The sequence below is a fragment of the Thermocrinis sp. genome (assembly GCF_036781485.1).
Lineage (GTDB): Bacteria > Aquificota > Aquificia > Aquificales > Aquificaceae > Thermocrinis.
Genome location: NZ_DAIQAX010000005.1, coordinates 69504 through 85400, shown reverse-complemented (window position 1 = coordinate 85400; position 15897 = coordinate 69504). Strand labels below are relative to the sequence as shown.

General features: G+C 41.9%; 19 protein-coding genes. 12 read left to right on the top strand and 7 right to left on the bottom strand.

The features are described 5' to 3' along the window. Positions 1–157 precede the first annotated feature (157 nt). The 3 genes from V7P40_RS04340 to rpmA are packed head-to-tail and all read left to right on the top strand — an operon-like array spanning position 158 to position 1002. Complete coding sequence (locus V7P40_RS04340; RefSeq protein WP_333784752.1) at positions 158–394, top strand: hypothetical protein; 237 nt, start codon at positions 158–160, stop codon at positions 392–394. A 49-nt stretch (positions 395–443) separates the two neighbouring features. After that, on the top strand, positions 444–743 hold the full coding sequence (rplU, locus tag V7P40_RS04335; RefSeq protein ID WP_333784751.1) for a 50S ribosomal protein L21: 300 nt from the start codon (positions 444–446) through the stop codon (positions 741–743). Position 744: 1 nt separating this feature from the next. Next, complete coding sequence (rpmA, locus tag V7P40_RS04330; protein ID WP_333784750.1) at positions 745–1002, top strand: 50S ribosomal protein L27; 258 nt, start codon at positions 745–747, stop codon at positions 1000–1002. 3 nt (positions 1003–1005) lie between these two features. Here the strand turns inward: rpmA and V7P40_RS04325 are convergent, their stop codons facing one another. The 3 genes from V7P40_RS04325 to accD are packed head-to-tail and all read right to left on the bottom strand — an operon-like array spanning position 1006 to position 3087. Then, positions 1006–1656, bottom strand: a complete 651-nt coding sequence (locus V7P40_RS04325; protein ID WP_333784749.1) for a class I SAM-dependent methyltransferase — start codon at positions 1654–1656, stop codon at positions 1006–1008. Further along, entirely contained in the window at positions 1641–2261 is a 621-nt protein-coding gene (locus tag V7P40_RS04320; RefSeq protein WP_333784748.1) for a segregation/condensation protein A, read from the bottom strand. Before V7P40_RS04320 ends, V7P40_RS04325 begins: the two co-directional genes overlap by 16 nt. Then, on the bottom strand, positions 2248–3087 hold the full coding sequence (accD, locus tag V7P40_RS04315) for an acetyl-CoA carboxylase, carboxyltransferase subunit beta (protein ID WP_333784747.1): 840 nt from the start codon (positions 3085–3087) through the stop codon (positions 2248–2250). Before accD ends, V7P40_RS04320 begins: the two co-directional genes overlap by 14 nt. Before the next feature lie 32 nt (positions 3088–3119). On the opposite strand from accD, the gene V7P40_RS04310 reads away from it, so the two are divergent. Genes V7P40_RS04310 through V7P40_RS04300 form a run of 3 tightly spaced genes read left to right on the top strand, consistent with a single transcriptional unit; the run spans position 3120 to position 7307 of the window. Next, on the top strand, positions 3120–4607 hold the full coding sequence (locus V7P40_RS04310) for a glycosyltransferase family 39 protein (RefSeq protein WP_333784746.1): 1488 nt from the start codon (positions 3120–3122) through the stop codon (positions 4605–4607). 5 nt (positions 4608–4612) lie between these two features. Continuing rightward, a complete protein-coding gene (locus tag V7P40_RS04305) occupies positions 4613–6451 on the top strand; it encodes a vWA domain-containing protein (protein WP_333784745.1) in 1839 nt (612 codons plus the stop codon). A 10-nt stretch (positions 6452–6461) separates the two neighbouring features. After that, positions 6462–7307 carry a fumarate hydratase gene (locus V7P40_RS04300; protein ID WP_333784744.1) on the top strand — a complete coding sequence of 282 codons (846 nt, stop codon included), beginning with the start codon at positions 6462–6464 and terminating at the stop codon, positions 7305–7307. A gap of 97 nt (positions 7308–7404) precedes the next feature. Here V7P40_RS04300 and V7P40_RS04295 read toward each other — a convergent pair whose 3' ends face one another. From V7P40_RS04295 to tyrS, 4 genes are read right to left on the bottom strand one after another with little or no spacing between them, the layout of a single operon-like run. Continuing rightward, positions 7405–8178 (bottom strand): glycosyltransferase family 2 protein, encoded by a 774-nt coding sequence (locus tag V7P40_RS04295; RefSeq protein WP_333784743.1) that lies wholly within the window; start codon positions 8176–8178, stop codon positions 7405–7407. Next, on the bottom strand, positions 8157–8813 hold the full coding sequence (locus V7P40_RS04290) for an MBL fold metallo-hydrolase (protein WP_333784742.1): 657 nt from the start codon (positions 8811–8813) through the stop codon (positions 8157–8159). Before V7P40_RS04290 ends, V7P40_RS04295 begins: the two co-directional genes overlap by 22 nt. After that, positions 8810–9781 carry a UDP-3-O-(3-hydroxymyristoyl)glucosamine N-acyltransferase gene (gene lpxD / locus V7P40_RS04285; protein WP_333784741.1) on the bottom strand — a complete coding sequence of 324 codons (972 nt, stop codon included), beginning with the start codon at positions 9779–9781 and terminating at the stop codon, positions 8810–8812. The genes V7P40_RS04290 and lpxD overlap by 4 nt, the downstream gene beginning before the upstream one ends. Before the next feature lie 2 nt (positions 9782–9783). Beyond that, positions 9784–10971: a tyrosine--tRNA ligase gene (gene tyrS / locus V7P40_RS04280; protein ID WP_333784769.1), complete on the bottom strand. Its 1188-nt coding sequence runs from the start codon at positions 10969–10971 to the stop codon at positions 9784–9786. 170 nt (positions 10972–11141) lie between these two features. On the opposite strand from tyrS, the gene V7P40_RS04275 reads away from it, so the two are divergent. The 6 genes from V7P40_RS04275 (at position 11142) to V7P40_RS04250 (ending at position 15877) form a co-directional block, all read left to right on the top strand. Further along, positions 11142–11918, top strand: a complete 777-nt coding sequence (locus tag V7P40_RS04275; protein ID WP_333784740.1) for a cytochrome c oxidase subunit 3 — start codon at positions 11142–11144, stop codon at positions 11916–11918. 3 nt (positions 11919–11921) lie between these two features. Then, positions 11922–12692: an SCO family protein gene (locus V7P40_RS04270; RefSeq protein ID WP_333784739.1), complete on the top strand. Its 771-nt coding sequence runs from the start codon at positions 11922–11924 to the stop codon at positions 12690–12692. Beyond that, the gene (coxB, locus tag V7P40_RS04265; protein ID WP_333784738.1) at positions 12689–13420 is read left to right on the top strand and encodes a cytochrome c oxidase subunit II; all 732 of its coding nucleotides are present in this window, start codon (positions 12689–12691) and stop codon (positions 13418–13420) included. Before V7P40_RS04270 ends, coxB begins: the two co-directional genes overlap by 4 nt. Positions 13421–13438: 18 nt before the next feature. Beyond that, positions 13439–15085, top strand: coding sequence for a cbb3-type cytochrome c oxidase subunit I (locus tag V7P40_RS04260; protein WP_333784737.1), 1647 nt, complete (start codon positions 13439–13441; stop codon positions 15083–15085). Between the two features lie 73 nt (positions 15086–15158). After that, positions 15159–15353 carry a hypothetical protein gene (locus V7P40_RS04255; RefSeq protein WP_333784736.1) on the top strand — a complete coding sequence of 65 codons (195 nt, stop codon included), beginning with the start codon at positions 15159–15161 and terminating at the stop codon, positions 15351–15353. Then, positions 15350–15877 carry a hypothetical protein gene (locus V7P40_RS04250; RefSeq protein ID WP_333784735.1) on the top strand — a complete coding sequence of 176 codons (528 nt, stop codon included), beginning with the start codon at positions 15350–15352 and terminating at the stop codon, positions 15875–15877. The genes V7P40_RS04255 and V7P40_RS04250 overlap by 4 nt, the downstream gene beginning before the upstream one ends. The last annotated feature ends 20 nt before the right edge of the window (positions 15878–15897 follow it).

The window sequence follows — 15897 nt, the reverse complement described above, 5'->3', positions numbered from 1 at the left end:
TATTGTTAATAAACTAATTAACCCAATGCAGCTCTAAGGCTAAAAGTTATTATTAGAACATTCTGAAAAACCCTTTTGTTTTTATTTTTTTATATTGACAAATCGTTGTGTGTTGGTCTATAATTTACACTAAAAATTATTAAAGGAGGTGTGAAAAATGAAGAAGCTTCTTTTACTTGGAGTGGCAAGCCTAGCAGTATTTGCGGTATCTTGCCAGCAAAAGCCTGCTGAACAGCAGCAACAACCTGCTGAACAGCAACAGCAGCAACAGCAACCTGCCGAACAACAACAGCAGCAACAACCTGCTGAACAGCAACAGCAGCAACAACAACCTGCTGAACAACAACAGCAGCAGCAACCTGCTGGTGAGCAACAGCAACAACAGCAAAAGTAAGTCAAATATTTGGAGGGGCCTCCCCCTCCTTTGAAATTGGAGGGTGTGTATGTATGCCATAATCGAGACTGGTGGTAAGCAGTATATGGTATTTCAAGGAACGCGATTGAAGGTAGAAAAACTTCCTATCCAAGAAGGGCAAACCATAGAGCTAAAGCCAATACTCATTGGGAAGGAAGGTGGAAAAATTCAGCTTCAAAAAGGTAGAGTCATTGCGGAAGTGGTAAAGCACGGGAAAGGAAAAAAGGTAATTGTGTTTAAGTTTAAGTCTAAGAAGAACTACAAAAGATGGAGAGGACATAGGCAGTCTTTTACTGAACTGTTAATAAAAGAGATAAAGGAGGATTAACATGGCGTCTAAGGCAAGTGGTGGATCAACAAGAAATGGCAGAGATAGTCATTCGAAGAGATTAGGTGTTAAAAGATTTGGCGGTCAGTTGGTACGCGCTGGAAATATTTTAGTAAGGCAAAGAGGTACAAAAATATATCCAGGTCAAAATGTGGGTATGGGATCAGACTTTACACTCTATGCTTTAACGGATGGGATAGTTAAGTTCGAATCTAGAAGAAACAAAAAGTTTGTTAGTGTAATCCCTTTAACTCAATAAAAGCTATACCTTTTTCGCAATAGTTATATAAACTACCCCCATAAGTTTTCTGTTTGTATTTATTACCGCAAACCCAGCTGTCTCAAGTTCTTTTCTTAGTTCTTCCTCTCCAACGCTATTCTCCAAAGAATGTATAAAGAAATCCCATTTGTCCTTTCCAAATAAGATAATTCCTATAGGTTTCATTGGGAACCTCATAAGAAATACCAGTACGGGTGTTAACCAAAATCTGTTAATGTCCAGTATGGCTAGCCTTCCGTCTTTTACAAGTACTCTCTTTGCTTCCTTCAAGAATTTCTCCCTGCTGTGCAGGTGTCTGTAGACTAGAGATACAGTAAGATTTTTAAAGCTATTGTCTTTGAAAGGAAGATCTTCCGCATCAGCAAGAATGAAATAGCATTCCGCGCATTTCCCTTTTGCTATTTTTAGCATCTCAAAAGAAATATCTATACCTACCTTTAATCCTTCAGATTTTGATTGTACTAACACCTCCCCAGTACCTGTGCCAATGTCCAAAATACTGCCTTCCTTACTAAGGAAGCTCAACATATCTCTTTGCCAGTTTTTGATTTTTCCAAAGGTTACTAGGTTTAAAAAAAAGTCATAATATTTGCTTACTGAAGAAAAGACTTCTGAGACTATATCCTTTGCCATTCTAAAACCTCCACCTGAATATCCGAATAGGGCTCTTTTTGATACACATCCACTTTACCATCCTGATACAAAACCATCAAACCTAAAAGATAAGGCACAGGGTTTCTGTTCCCTACAAAGTCTAAAAAAGAAAAGGTTTTAATCCCTTGACTTATCAATTTTTCAAGCTCTTCGAGCGCCTTCTCAAACTTTGATACGTGTATGGGTATGGTTTTCCTTTTCTCGCCGTGCTTAATACTTTTCTTATATTCTTTTAATTTTTTTTTAATTTTTTTTATCTGATCAATTATTAGGCTCTGTGTCTCTACACTCTGAAGCTCATTTTTTTCCTCCTCCTCGAACATTTGGACTATTTCCTCCAGAGTGTATTTTTTTTCTTTTTTTCTTTTTGGTTCAGGAAACAACACATCTACCTGTTTTTTTAGTAAAAAAGCAGCAGCATAAATAGCCCTGGCTGGCACACGCAAGTCCAAAAGCTCCATCTTTTTTATCTCTTCCATATATAGACGTGCTAACTGTGCTATATCCACGTTCCATGGGTCTAAACGACCGTCTTCCACAAGTCTGTGGGCTATTGCAAAAGGATGCTCTTCATCGTACAACACTGCAGCCTCTCCTTGAAGTGGCTATACCGATTAGTTTAGTAAGTGTGTCCTTAAGATCCTTTCTATGAACTATTAAATCTATCATGCCCTTTTCAAGAAGGAACTCTGCTGTTTGGAACCCTTCAGGAAGCTGCTGCTTTATGGTTTGCTCTATAACCCTCGGACCTGCAAAGCCAATGAGAGATTGTGGTTCTGCCAGAATGATGTCTCCAAGGAAGGCAAAGCTGGCAGAAACACCACCCATTGTAGGGTTCGTTAAGACTGTTATATAAGGAACCTTCTTTTCCCTTAAAAAACTTACGCCGATGGATGTTTTTGCCATCTGCATAAGGGAAATGATGCCCTCTTGCATCCTTGCCCCACCGGAGGTTATTATAGCTACCAAGGGAAGGTTATTCTCCGCGCTATACAAACAGGCTCTGTAAAACCTTTCACCCACAACAGACCCCATGCTACCACCTATAAAGTTAAAGTCCATAACACAAAGCGCAACTTCTCTATCTACCAGATTCCCCTTAGCAACTATTAGAGCTTCCGTAAGATTGGTCTCTTTTTGAGCTTGAATTAGCCTATCTTTGTAAGGCTTTGTGTCTTTAAAATTTAAAGGATCAGAGGGAAGGATGTTTTCAAACATCAGAGAATAATTGGACAATAAAGATTGAATCCTCTCTAAGGAACCCATGGGAAAGTGGTAATTACATTTAGGACATACACTTAAGTTTTCCTTCAGCTCTGGCACATAAAGTATAGCCTTGCAAGAGGGACATTTAGTCCATAAAGCTTCCTTTTCTTGTTCTTTTTTTCTAAACCTGTCTAAGATGCCCATTAGCAAAGAAAATTTTACTATAATAGTCTTTGGTGATTCTTTACATTCTTGCTATAGCAACTGTTATCCTTTATTTTTACAACCTCGGTAGTTTTCAAGTATGGCAGCCTAACGAGGCTTTTTATGCAGAAGCAAGCAGACGTATGCTACTTACAGGAGATTATATAACCCCATACTACAATGAAGAGCTAAGATTTCAAAAACCCCCTCTTACCTATTGGCTGGTGGCTATTGGATACTGGCTATTTGGTATAAACGAGTTTGGACTAAGATTCTTTCATGCAATCTTAGGCTTAGGTACAGGCTTTATTACTTCCCTTTTGGCCTGGCTTCTGACAAAAGACCTTAGAGTTTCTGTCCTATCTTTCTTGATCTTAGTTTTGTCCTCACAGTTTTTTGTTAATGCTCACTATGCATCTCCAGAAGTGCCTTTAGCATTTTTCATATGTGCCACTTTAACCTCTTGGTATGCTTATTACAAAACTAAACGCCTTCACTTTTTGATCATAGCCTTTTTAAGCTCCTCCTTGGGTATGTTGGTAAAGGGGCCAGTAGCCTTTGTCATGCCTGCGCTTATAGTTTTTACTTTTTTGATTTTGGAAAGGCCAAGGGAGCTTTTGGACAAAAAATATTACTTGCTAACACCTTTTGCGCTGGCTCTAGGTCTTTGGTGGCATGTCTATCACTTTCTTGTACACGGAAGTGTTTTTTTGAAGGTTTTTCTCGCAGAGAACATTCAGAGAATCTATACGGGTAAAGAACCAGTATACTTTTACCTTTTGGACACTTTGGTAAGCTTTTTCCCTTACTCCCTTTTATTCTTTCCAGCTCTCTTTTGGTCTTTGCTAAAAGCAAGAAAAGAGCTAAAGTTCGTCACCCTTTGGATTCTTTCCTTTTTCTTGGTGTTTAGCTTGATAAAGAAGAAGATACCTCTCTACGTAATGCCTGCCTATCCAGCTATGGCAGTAGTAACTGCTTATTTCTTGATAAACAGTCCGTGGGAAAGGATAAAAAGATGGAACGGAATTTTCGTATCTTTACTGCTCTTTGCCCTTACAACCGTTGCAGTATTATACTTTGGGCTAAACAAAGTTTTCATATTACTCTCTATCGTCCCACTGCTTTTCCTCAAGGTTGAAGTTAGGTATGCTCCTGCATTAGCTATGGCTGTTTTTTACGTATTCCTTGCTGGTGCTATACTTCCCTATTTGGAAACTTTCAGAAAAACCAAAAACTTAGGAGAATTTATAAAAGAGCTTGATCCTGAAAGAGAATACCAGACCTATCAAATAGGTCATTTCCACCACAGCCTCCCTTTCTACGCAGAGAGGAGAATAATAAGGAATAAAACACCAGAAAAAAATTCTATAGTTATATTTGAGATAGGAAAGTTTGATGGATGCGAACCAATCAGAAAGTTCTACCTCTATAAAGGTTCTGAGTCCAGACTGTTTAAGTTTCTAATGGACTCCAAGAAGAATAAAAACTTTTCAGAATTTGGAGTTTGTCTTTATCTTTAGAATTTATGAAGGACAGATGGAAGGCTATTGCAAGCATACTACAAAAAGAAAGCAGTATAGAAATCATACCCTCCTATGAAGGATGGGGTACAGGCTATGATCCTGTTTATATACCCGTGCTTGAAATGTGGGCAAGGGGTGAGTTGGAAGATGTTCCCCCAATAGCTAAGGTTCCAAAAGGTATTGTGTTTAACGTTCGGGAGTTTTTAAAAAAAGACGACGAATATGCCCTAAGTGCTGTAAGGCACGAACTAACCTACCTTCTAAACACGGACCTTTTCTTGTGGAGGTTGGGTCAGAGGGAGTTTTTCAAGTTTGGCTATCCACCTACTTCTTTTGTAGTTTTATACTCTATCTTGGAGTCAATAAAGGCAGATGAGAACATAATCCAGGCTCGTCCTTTTGCGGAAAAGGTTTTAAGGTCTGAATGGAGTGAAAGACTAAAGCATGTAGAAGACTTATATCCACACCATCGGTTTGCCATAGCCTTTATTGAAGAGTGGTTGGGTTTGTCAGCCCTTCCCAAAAACCTTCAAAAAGCTTTCAGAGAATACTTAAAAGCTCAAAATAAAGAAGCATACTTAATTCTTGTAGACGAGGTTTTTGGAAAGTACATATCAACGATAGAGCGCTCCCAAGCTTTGAATCAGATAGACCTACTTTTGGAAGAGGCAAGGGGCAGGGTTAGGCAGGATGCTCACAGAGGAAGGATAATGACGGACGTTTTGAAAAAGCTCCCTCAGGACCTGCAGAACTTGATCCTCAGCTACAAAGATGAAAACTCAGAAAGGATAGACCCAGAGGATAGAGAAAGGATACTGGACTACTTAAAAAGCTTGCCTGAGTGGATGAGAGAATATTTAAAGCAGATGTCTTACTTGGATATGGTGGAAAGAGACGTGAGGTTCTTTAGCCACTTTCTTCCAAAAACCTTAGAGACAGAATTGGAACATAAGGGTTTTCTTCTGTTTATTCTAAAGCCGTGGAGTGCTAGCAGTCCAGTAGAAGGATCGAGCACAAGCCCAAGGCAAAGGAACCTTTCAGAAAGGGACAAAAGATATTTAAAGGAATACGGGTTAAGTGAAGAAGAGTTTAAAACCTTTCACCACATTTTAAAGGATGTGACTGTGTATGTAGAATCTTTTAAAAGAAAGTTTGAAAAGCTACTTCCGAAGGAAGAAGAAAACTGGAGTGGTGCATACTCCTCCGGAAGGCGCATAGACTTCAAGAAAATCCAAAGGGAAGTGCCTATAAAAAGGGGAATTTTTTACAAAAGGAGGGAAGTGCCAGAAAACAAAAAGCTTGCATTTAAACTGCTAATAGATCTGTCGTCATCCATGAAAAAAGAAAACAAGGCTGAGAATGCTCTCAAAGCACTCCTTCTATTTTCTGAAACTTTGCATACTTTGGGTATGCCCTTTTCTATATCCGCTTTTAATGATAGGGTCTATAATCTCAAGTCCTTTGAAGAAGATTATAAAAATACAAAGACAAACATACTAAACGCTCTTAATCTTTTGGGTGGGGGGACAAACTTAGAAAAAGTTCTAATTGAAGGCATGGACGAACTGGAGCTTTTCTGTAAAAAACAGAACATAAAAGGGGTGCTTATAGTCTTTTCTGATGGTGAGCCTACAAGAGGGCTCAAAGAAGAGTCGCTTAGAATGCTAATAAGAGAGCTAAAAGGCAAACTACCTGTAGTAGGCATAGGAGTTGGTAAGGAAAGAAACTTTGTGGAGGAGTATTTTGAAAAATCGGGAGTAAGGATCTCGGAAATATCAAAGATTCCACAGGCCTTTTCCAGAATAGTGGAAAACTACCTAAAAAGGCTTATTTCTGTTTAAACTATTATCCATGAAAGTTATTCATTACAGTCAGATAGTGGAGGCAGTTAAAGAGATTGCCATGCAGGCAAATTACAGCCTACCGCAGGATGTGGTAGTGGCATTCAAAGAGGCTTTAAACAGAGAAGAGTCAGAGTTAGGAAGGGAAGTTTTAAGGCAGATACTTTTAAACGCAGAGGTAGCAGAGCAAGAACAGATGGCATACTGTCAGGACACGGGAGTAGCTGTTGTTTTTGTGGAGATAGGTCAGGATGTGCATGTGGTAGGTGGGTCTCTAAAAGATGCCATAAACGAGGGGGTGCGCAGGGCTTACACGGAAGGGTATTTGAGGGCTTCTATGGTTTATGATCCTGTTTTTGAAAGAAAAAACACAAGGGACAACACTCCCGCTATAATACACTACGAGGTAGTTCCTGGAGACAAGCTTAGAATAGTTTTTGCACCAAAGGGTGCGGGGTCCGAGAACACCTCACGCTTGGCTATGCTAAAGCCTGCGGATGGTTGGGAAGGTGTAAAGAGATTTGTTTTGGAAACGGTAAAGTTAGCGGGTCCAAATGCATGTCCACCATTTACCGTTGGAGTGGGGATAGGTGGAAACTTCGAGTACTGTGCATTGCTGGCTAAAAAAGCCTTGCTAAGACCTGTAGGAGAAAGAAGTTCAGACCCAATAGCAAGAAAGATTGAGGAGGAGCTTTTGGAAGATATAAACAAACTTGGGTGGGGACCTATGGGTTTTGGAGGCACAACTACAGCCATAGACGTAAAAGTAGAGCTATATCCTTGTCATATAGCCTCTTTGCCAGTGGCGGTAAATATTCAGTGTCATGCCTCAAGACATGCAGAGGTAGAGCTTTGAAGTGGTTTCTAATTTTAGCCTTCATAGGTTTGATAACTGTTCTCTTCTTATCTGGACTTGCCTTTAGGTGGCTTAGAAGTGCTTTAAGCAAATACTTTTAGCGTCTGTTCCAGAGTTTTTCCCCATGCTTTTCTTTCATTTCCAACTCAAGCAGAAAAATATACTTTAAAAAGGTGTATATAAAGGCGGATATAGCTACCGCAAACCCTCTTAAACCATCTAAAAAACCCATTTGAAACAAAAATACCTTAAAAAAACTCCAAACTGGATTAAAAAGTAGATTATATATCCTAAACTTTTTACCCTTTCTGTAATTTATTTCTGCCATAATCTTTGCATACTTTATAGTTTTCTCATACTGATCAAAGAGGTTTTTGTAAGAGTAGTGGTATAAGTTTCCTCTGAGTTTTGATGCTTTACCTTTAAAAACCGCACTTTCGTGCAATTCCCCTTCAAAACTCACTGCTCCCTTTTTGAAAAGTCTAACCCTCCATTCTGGATACCAAGCATGCCTGAGAAACCCACCCAGATAATAAGTCTGCCTACATACCATAAAAACTTCAGCCTTGTTTGAGCTTATGGCCTCTCTTATGGAATCTCTCAACTCTTCCGAAACTTCTTCATCTGCATCCAGCACAAATATCCAATCTTTAGAGCACACCTGCACTCCCCTATTAAGCTGATTACTGTATCCATCCCAAGGATGATAAAAAACTTTTGCCCCTAAGCTCTTTGCCACGTTCACAGTAGCATCAGTAGAGCCTGAGTCAAGGACCACAATTTCGCTGGCTATGTCTTTTACACTCTCTATTGCCCTTGGCAAATTCTTCTCTTCGTTTTTTGTAAGTATTAGAACAGAGAGCTCTGCCATCTTGATAATATATCTCTGAGCAATGGATTAAACCTCTTTTCCCTTCCTATGGTTGTTCCTTCTCCGTGTCCGCACACTACCGATGTATCTTCCGGAATTTCTGAGATTACTCTGTGGAGAGATCTTTTTAGCTGTTGGAGGTCTCCGCCGGGCAGGTCCCACCTTCCAACAGAACTTCTAAAGAGCAAATCTCCCGCTATGAGAACCCTTTGATCTTCAATGTAAAAACAGCAATGTCCTGGTGTGTGTCCCGGTGTGTGCAAAACTTTAAGTTTTGTACTACCTACGAAAAGCTCCTGGCCATCTTCCAAAAAACCATCTGGCTCTGGACAAGGAAGATCTGCACCTACGTATTTATCAAAACCGTTCCATATTGGGTCGTTCAGCAAAAACACATCCGCCTTGTGCATAAGGAATGGAATTTTTAGCTGTTCTCTTAGCTTTTTTACCTGTCCCACGTGGTCTATGTGTCCGTGAGTTGCCAATATTAGCTTAGGTTCTGTGTTTTCTAAGGCTTTTAAAATGGCATCAGCGTCCGCCCCTGGGTCTATTACCGCAGATTGGCTGCTTTCCTCGTCTATGACCACAGAGCAGTTCATACTTAAGGGTCCCACAGGCAAAACTTTTAGTATCATTTTTTAAACAGCTCCGGTAATTTAAGAAGATACACGTAAATTCTCTTCCACTTACTCCACTCTATGGCTGGCAGGTTTGCCCCATAGGTTTTGTTTGGCTCCAAGTCTTTTGAAACACCCGATTTGGCAGCAACTTGCACGTTATCTCCAATATGCACATGATCCGCCACACCCACCTGCCCAGCTAAGACTACATTTTTACCAGTTTTTACGCTTCCAGACAATCCTACCTGACTGACTACTATGTTTCTTTCCCCTATCTCACAATTGTGAGCTATCATAACCAAGTTGTCTATCTTTGTTTCTCTGCCTATAACTGTGCTGTCAATCATAGCCCTGTCTATAGTGGTGTTTGCCCCTATCTCTACGTCATCCTCAATGATCACGTTACCTATATGGTTTAGTTTGAAAATACCTTCCTTTGTTATGTAATAGCCAAAGCCGTCTGCACCTATAACCGCTCCGCTATGCACTCTTACCCTTTTACCTATAACGGACCTTGGATACACCTTTACCCCGCTAAAAAGTATGCTTCCCTTGCCTATGTGAGTATAGTCCCCTATGTAGCAAAAAGGATATACCTTTACTCCGTCTTCTAAAACCACATGTTTTCCAACGTAAGCGAAGGGTCCCACATAAACATCCTTTCCTATGACCGCAGAATCCTCTACATAAGCATTAGGAGAAATTCCAGAAGGGTGCTCTTCATTAAAGTAGAAGTTAAGAAACCTTGCCAGAGAAAGCTTTACATCTTCTACAAGTATATAGCTTTCGTGATTGACTTTTTGAGAAACCACCACCGTTATTTCTCTCTTTTCCCTTACGTTTTCAAAATCTCTAAGAGAGGGACAAAAAATTATGGTGCCTTCCTCTGGTCTTTGGACGGAGGAGATCCCTTTTAGCCTTAAGTCCTTTCCAAATAGCTTGCCACCTATACGCTGTGCTACCTCGGATGCAGTAAAGTTCATACTCACTCCTTCTTAGGAACCAGCCTATAAAACCTCTTCTTCCCTAACTGTATTTTAAGCTCTTGGAGAACTTCAATTTCCTGAAAAGGATCTTCTATCTTCCTTCCGTTTATCCTAAAACCTCCACCTTCTATAACCCTTCTTGCGGAGTTTTTTGAAGGTTCCAAGCCAAGCTCAAATAAAAGCTCGTAAGCCTTTCTTCTGTGGCCAAAGGGCACCTCTAAAACTGGTGCATCCTCCGGAAACTCCCTTTCAGAAAAGGTCTTTACAAAAAACTCTAAAGCCCTGTCCGCATCCTCTTTTCCGTGGAAACGCTGAACTATGGTATAAGCAAGCTGTTTTTTTGCATCCATAGGATGCATACTCTTTTTAAACTCCTCTATCTCCTCTTTGCTATAGTCTGTAAGCAAAAGGTAATAATCCCACATAAGCTCGTCAGATATAGACATGATTTTACCAAACATAATTTCTGGTTCTTCTGTTATACCTACGTAATTTCCGTATGACTTGGACATCTTTTTAACTCCATCCAAGCCCACTAACAGGGGAAGGGTAATGCATACTTGGGGTTCTTGTCCATAAGCTCTCTGCAAGTCCCTTCCCACCAAAAGGTTAAACTTTTGGTCTGTTCCGCCAAGCTCCACATCCGCCTTTAAAACAACCGAATCGTAGCCCTGAAGCAACGGATAGATGAACTCATGGATGAATATAGGGTTTCCCTCCCTGAAGCGCTTGGAAAAGTCATCCCTTTCAAGCATTCTCGCCACCGTGTACTTTCCAGCCAACTTTATTAGCCCATCAGTGCCGAGTTCTGAAAGCCAGGTGCTATTGAAGACTATGTTCGTCTTTTCTGGGTCAAGTATTTTAAAAACCTGATGCTCATAAGTTTTTGCATTCTCTAAGACTTCTTCTCTTGAAAGCGGAGGCCTTGTTTCACTTCTTCCGGTTGGGTCCCCTATCATAGCAGTGAAGTCTCCTATCACAAAATAGACCTCGTGTCCAAGCTGCTGAAATTGTCTGAGTTTTTGAAGCAAGACAGTATGTCCGAGATGAAGGTCCGGAGCGGTGGGATCAAAGCCAGCTTTTATCCGAAGGGGCTTACCCTTTTTTAGCTTTTCTACGAGCTCTTCCTCTTCTATGATTTCCGAAACGCCCTCTTTTATCAGGCTAAGCGATTTTTCTATAGGCATCATAGCTTCTTTTTATTTTAAGCCAAACTGTTAGAGTTAATTTGTGTAATTTTGGGTAGGCTAATTTTATAAAAAACGATAAAAAAGTTAAGAAATTATTTAGTTTGGACTTGACAAAAGGAAAAATGTGATTTATATCAATAATTAGAATCCTATAAGGAGGTGCAAGGATGGCGCATGAGGGAGCACATGCAGCGCATCACGAGACGAGCCCTTGGGGCTTACCAGTAGGTTTGGTGCCACTTGTCCTTTCTCTGGCGGCGGTTGCTTACTTTGGCTGGGGATGGAGCCTTGTAGGGCTCATCCTTGCAGGCGTAGCCCTCGTCCTCTTGGTCATAGGTGTGGTTGGATGGGCCAATGAGCACTTTTCAAAGGAACAGGATCAGGGACATGGTTTTCAGGGGATGGTTTGGTTTGTCTTTGCGGAAATCGTCATATTCGGTTCCATCTTTGCAGGCTTTTGGATGGCAAGAGTCGCCCATGCTACCGAGTGGGTCACAAAGTGGATCCCTGAAGGTGGAATGAACTTGCCTCTTGTTGGACTTCTTACCCTAATTCTTTGGGCATCCAGCTACACCATCTACAGAGCGGAACATTCCTTGGAGCACAACGACCTGGGCGGATACCGCATGTGGCTTGTAGCCACTATGGTTTTGGGCACCCTGTTCTTGGTTATTCACATTTGGGAGTGGATGCATCTGTGGGAAAAGGGCTTTACTATTAGCGCCAACATGTATGGCACGGGCTTTTACACGCTAACAGGTGTTCACGCCTCTCACGTTATCGTAGGTATAGGTATGCAGTTGGTACTTTTATTAACCAGTGGTAAAGCCTTAGGAAAGGTGACGCCCATAAAGGCGGCAAGTTTCTACTGGCACTTTGTGGATTTGGCTTGGCTTTTGGTAGCTGGTACCGCTTACATAGTGGGTTCTTACGGGACTTTTTAAGCCATGAGGTGGGTTTTAGCCCTGATTGTCCTGTTGGGGTCCGTTTGGGCAGTTCCCTCGCCTAAAAGCCATGAAGGCTTCTTTGACCCGAGCATTTTACAGATAGAGGAAGAGAAATATTTGGGCAATCGTGTTGCGGATGTGGAGTTTGTGGATGAAAGAGGAAATACCCATAGGCTCTTGAACTACATCAAAGGACATCCCACCGCTCTGATCTTGGGCTACTACACCTGCGATTCTGCATGCCCTCTTATAATCAAAAACGCCATAGAAGCTTCCAAAGGAGTAGGGAAGGATTTTAAAGGCGTGGTCCTTTCCTTTGACAAGGAGGACACTCTAAGAGACCTGCAGGAGTTCAAAAGGAAACTCGGGATCTCCTCCGACAGATGGACCTTTGGCATTATGAAGGAAGAGGACATCAAAAAACTTTCTGAATCCGTGGGCTACAGGTTCTTTTACTCGAGGCAAGATAGAGTCTTTGTCCATCCAAACGTGGTTATGTTCTTAGACCCAGAGGGAAAGGTATCAAGATACTTGTATGGTATATCCCCAAGGGAGATAGACTTCAGAATCGCCTTGGCAGAAGCTGAGACCTTTAGGATCACAAAAAACACCATAGTGGATGTAGCCTTCATGGTTTGCTATAAATACGACCCCAACACGGGTAAATACGGGCTAAACCCGATAGTTTTGTTTGCTATAGCTGGCCTAAGCTTGGGTGGCTTTACCCTTGCTTACGCTTTTATTAAAAGAACCAAGGAGGTGCAACCATGAAGTATCTTTTGGCTTTGCTGGCTCTTGTGGGGTCAGTGTTTGCAGAGGAAGTGCTTGCCTATCCCAGAGCCTACTGGGAAAACTCCGTAAAGGTTTGGTTCTGGGTGGCGGTGCTTATTTACCTTGTAGTAGCTATTCCATCCATCTACTTTGCCATTAAGTATCGTTACAAAAAGGGAGAACGTGAGGAAGGAGAGCACATTGAAGGAAACACAGCCCTTGAGGTCGTCTGGACTGTTATACCCATCATAATAGTGCTTTTCCTCGGAACTTACTCCTTTGCAAATTTTGTAAAGCAAAGGAATGCTCCAGAGGGTGCTATGGAGATCAAAGTAGTTGCTTTCATGTGGGGATGGGAGTTTGAATATCCAAACGGAAAGAAGGTTTACGCCTTCTTTAACCAGGAGGGATATACCGCACCAGAAGAGCAAAAGGCATACATTCCCGCAGGAAAGCCCGTTAAGGTATATTTGACCTCAAGGGATGTGATCCATTCTTTCTTTGTCCATCCCGCAAAGATCACAGAAGACGCGGTGCCCGGAAGGATCACAAAGCTTTGGTTCCAGATCAACAAGCCAGGTGAATACTTCGTATTCTGCAGAGAGTACTGCGGAACCTGGCACTCTCGTATGTTTGCCATCCTAAAGGTGGTGCCAGAGGAAGAGTTCAAAAAATGGCTTGGAGAAGGACAAGCCGCAGAACAAACTCCTCAGCAAACAACTCAATAAAATAAAGGAGGTGCGACCATGGCGGTAGCTAAGGTTCCTTCAGTCCCATGGTACGGAGCCACTTTAAAAGAGTGGCTCTTTACCACAGACCACAAAAAGGTGGGTATGCTCTACCTTGTAACTTCACTGCTCTACTTTGCGGTAGCTGGGCTCTTTGGTTTGCTCATCAGGTTCGAGCAAACTGTGCCCGGCATACAGCTCCCAGACATGTATGGCAAAACGGGGGCGGACCTTTACAACTACCTGCTAACAGGACACGGTGCGGTCTTACTGCTCTGGTGGGCAGTTAACGTATGGGTGGGTGGATTTGCGAACATATTGGTTCCCTTGATGATAGGGGCAAAGGATTTGGCCTTTCCAAGACTCAACGCCTTTGGATACTGGGCCTTCTTCGGCGCAAGCGTCTTGGTGCTTTTAACACTTATACCCCAAAACTGGATTATGATGCTATGGACAGGGTATCCACCATACTCCTTGAACGAAAACGCGGGTTCTACAGTCCTTTACATAATGATAGTTACCCTTTATGGGATATCTTCAACCGCTGGTTCAGTAAACATGATCACCACCATCGTTAGCCTCAGGGCCAAGGGACTGGGTTGGACAAAGTTAAACCTGTTCGTGCATACCATAATGGCAGCAAGTCTTATAAACCTCTTTGGAGTGCCGGCATTACTTGGTGCAGGCGTGCTACTGTTTACTGACAAATACCTTGGAACAAACTTCTACAATCCAGCTTTGGGTGGAGACCCACTACTGTATCAGCACCTTCTTTGGTTTTACTCCCACCCAGTTGTTTACATAATGATCTTGCCAGCCTTTGGTGTATTCTCTGAAGTTATCTCCACCATGTCCAGAAAACCCATCTTTGGTTACATATCCATGATGTTTGCTATATACGCCATAGCTTTGGTAGGATTCTCCACATGGGTACACCACATGTTCGTCTCCGGTGTGCCAGACTGGACTAGGGTTATCTTCTCATACACCACACTGTTTGTTGCAGTGCCAACCGGTATAAAGATCTTCAACTGGGTTGCAACCCTGCACAAGGGAGCCATAAGGTTCAACTCTCCAATGCTCTTTACCTTAGGTGGGATCCTCATGTTCCTAATAGGGGGTCTTACCGGTATTCCAAACGCTATGGTTTCCATAGACTTGGGTATATCTGACTCTTTGTTCGTCGTAGGACACTTTCACTACGTGCTTGGTATGGCTTTGACCTTTGGAGCCTTCAGCGGTATGTATTACTGGTATCCAAAGATCATAGGCAAAATGTATTCAGAAAGACTTGCAAAGCTGAGCTTTTGGCTGATGCTCATAGGTGCTAACATCTTCTACTTCTTCCAAATGTATATGGGTATGGTTCATGGTATGCCCAGAAGGTATCCAGACTATCCACCTATAGCAGAGTGGGTTAGCTTGATGCAAATTCAAACGGTGGGTGCGGTAATACTGGGAATTGGTGTGCTTTTGAGCTTCATCAACTGGATCAAGAGCCTGTGGGGTCCAAAGGCTCCAGATAACCCTTGGGGATCTCCATCCCTTGAGTGGACAAAGACGGACACACCCGTAGGTCCTCATAACTTCAAGGAGTATCCAATAGAAGTGCCAGAAGATTGGCATCCTTATGCTTACTACAAAGGCTATCACACTCATATATAAGCTTTATGGTGCGCCTCGTGCTGTGGCTACTTTTCCCGCCCCATCGGGCGGGGCTTTGTAAAGGAGGACTTTTATGGATGAAACAAGGCAAAGAAGGGTTAGAATAGTTGGAACACTTGTGGGGCTTTTTGTTCTTGCCAGTTTTCTAACTGGACTTCTTGGTATGGCTCTTTCAGAAAAGAATAGGGAGTATTTCATATACAGGCTTAAAAACGTGAAAAACCTCCCTCTATTTAAGCCTACAGAACTACCAAAGGAAAGCCGATGAGTGAAATAGGGCATCTTCTGATATTTGCTTCGAGGCTCTTTGAGGTCTTTGGTTTTCTTATGGTGATCCTCTTTATCTTTAAGGGTATAGCTCTTAAATACGTGTTCATTACAGCGGGAATTACCACCTCTGGCATTCTTCTTTCTCTTTTTGGTTTCTTAAGCGGAAGGATCTCTGCCCTTCAGTCTTTTGCAATAGAGGGTGTCTTTGCTGGGTTTATATTAGCTTTGGCTTTCCACGCCTTTATGGAAAAGAGGGAAGAGAGGCGAAGACTTCCCAAACCACCAGAAAAGGTTAGGTGTCCAGTCTGCATGGGTTTTGTAAAAAAAGAAGATCAATACTGCGTAGCCAGAGAAGGAAAAGATTTACTATACTTTGACACGGAAGAGCACCTAAGGAGATTTTTAGAAGACTTAGCAGAATACAAAAAACTTAGAAAGCTAAACATTAAGAAAATAGAAGACGTTTATATTAAAGGTTGGAGCCAGTGGAAAAAGGTTGAAGAATACATAAACGGTGGTTAAAATACAAAGAGGGAGGTAAG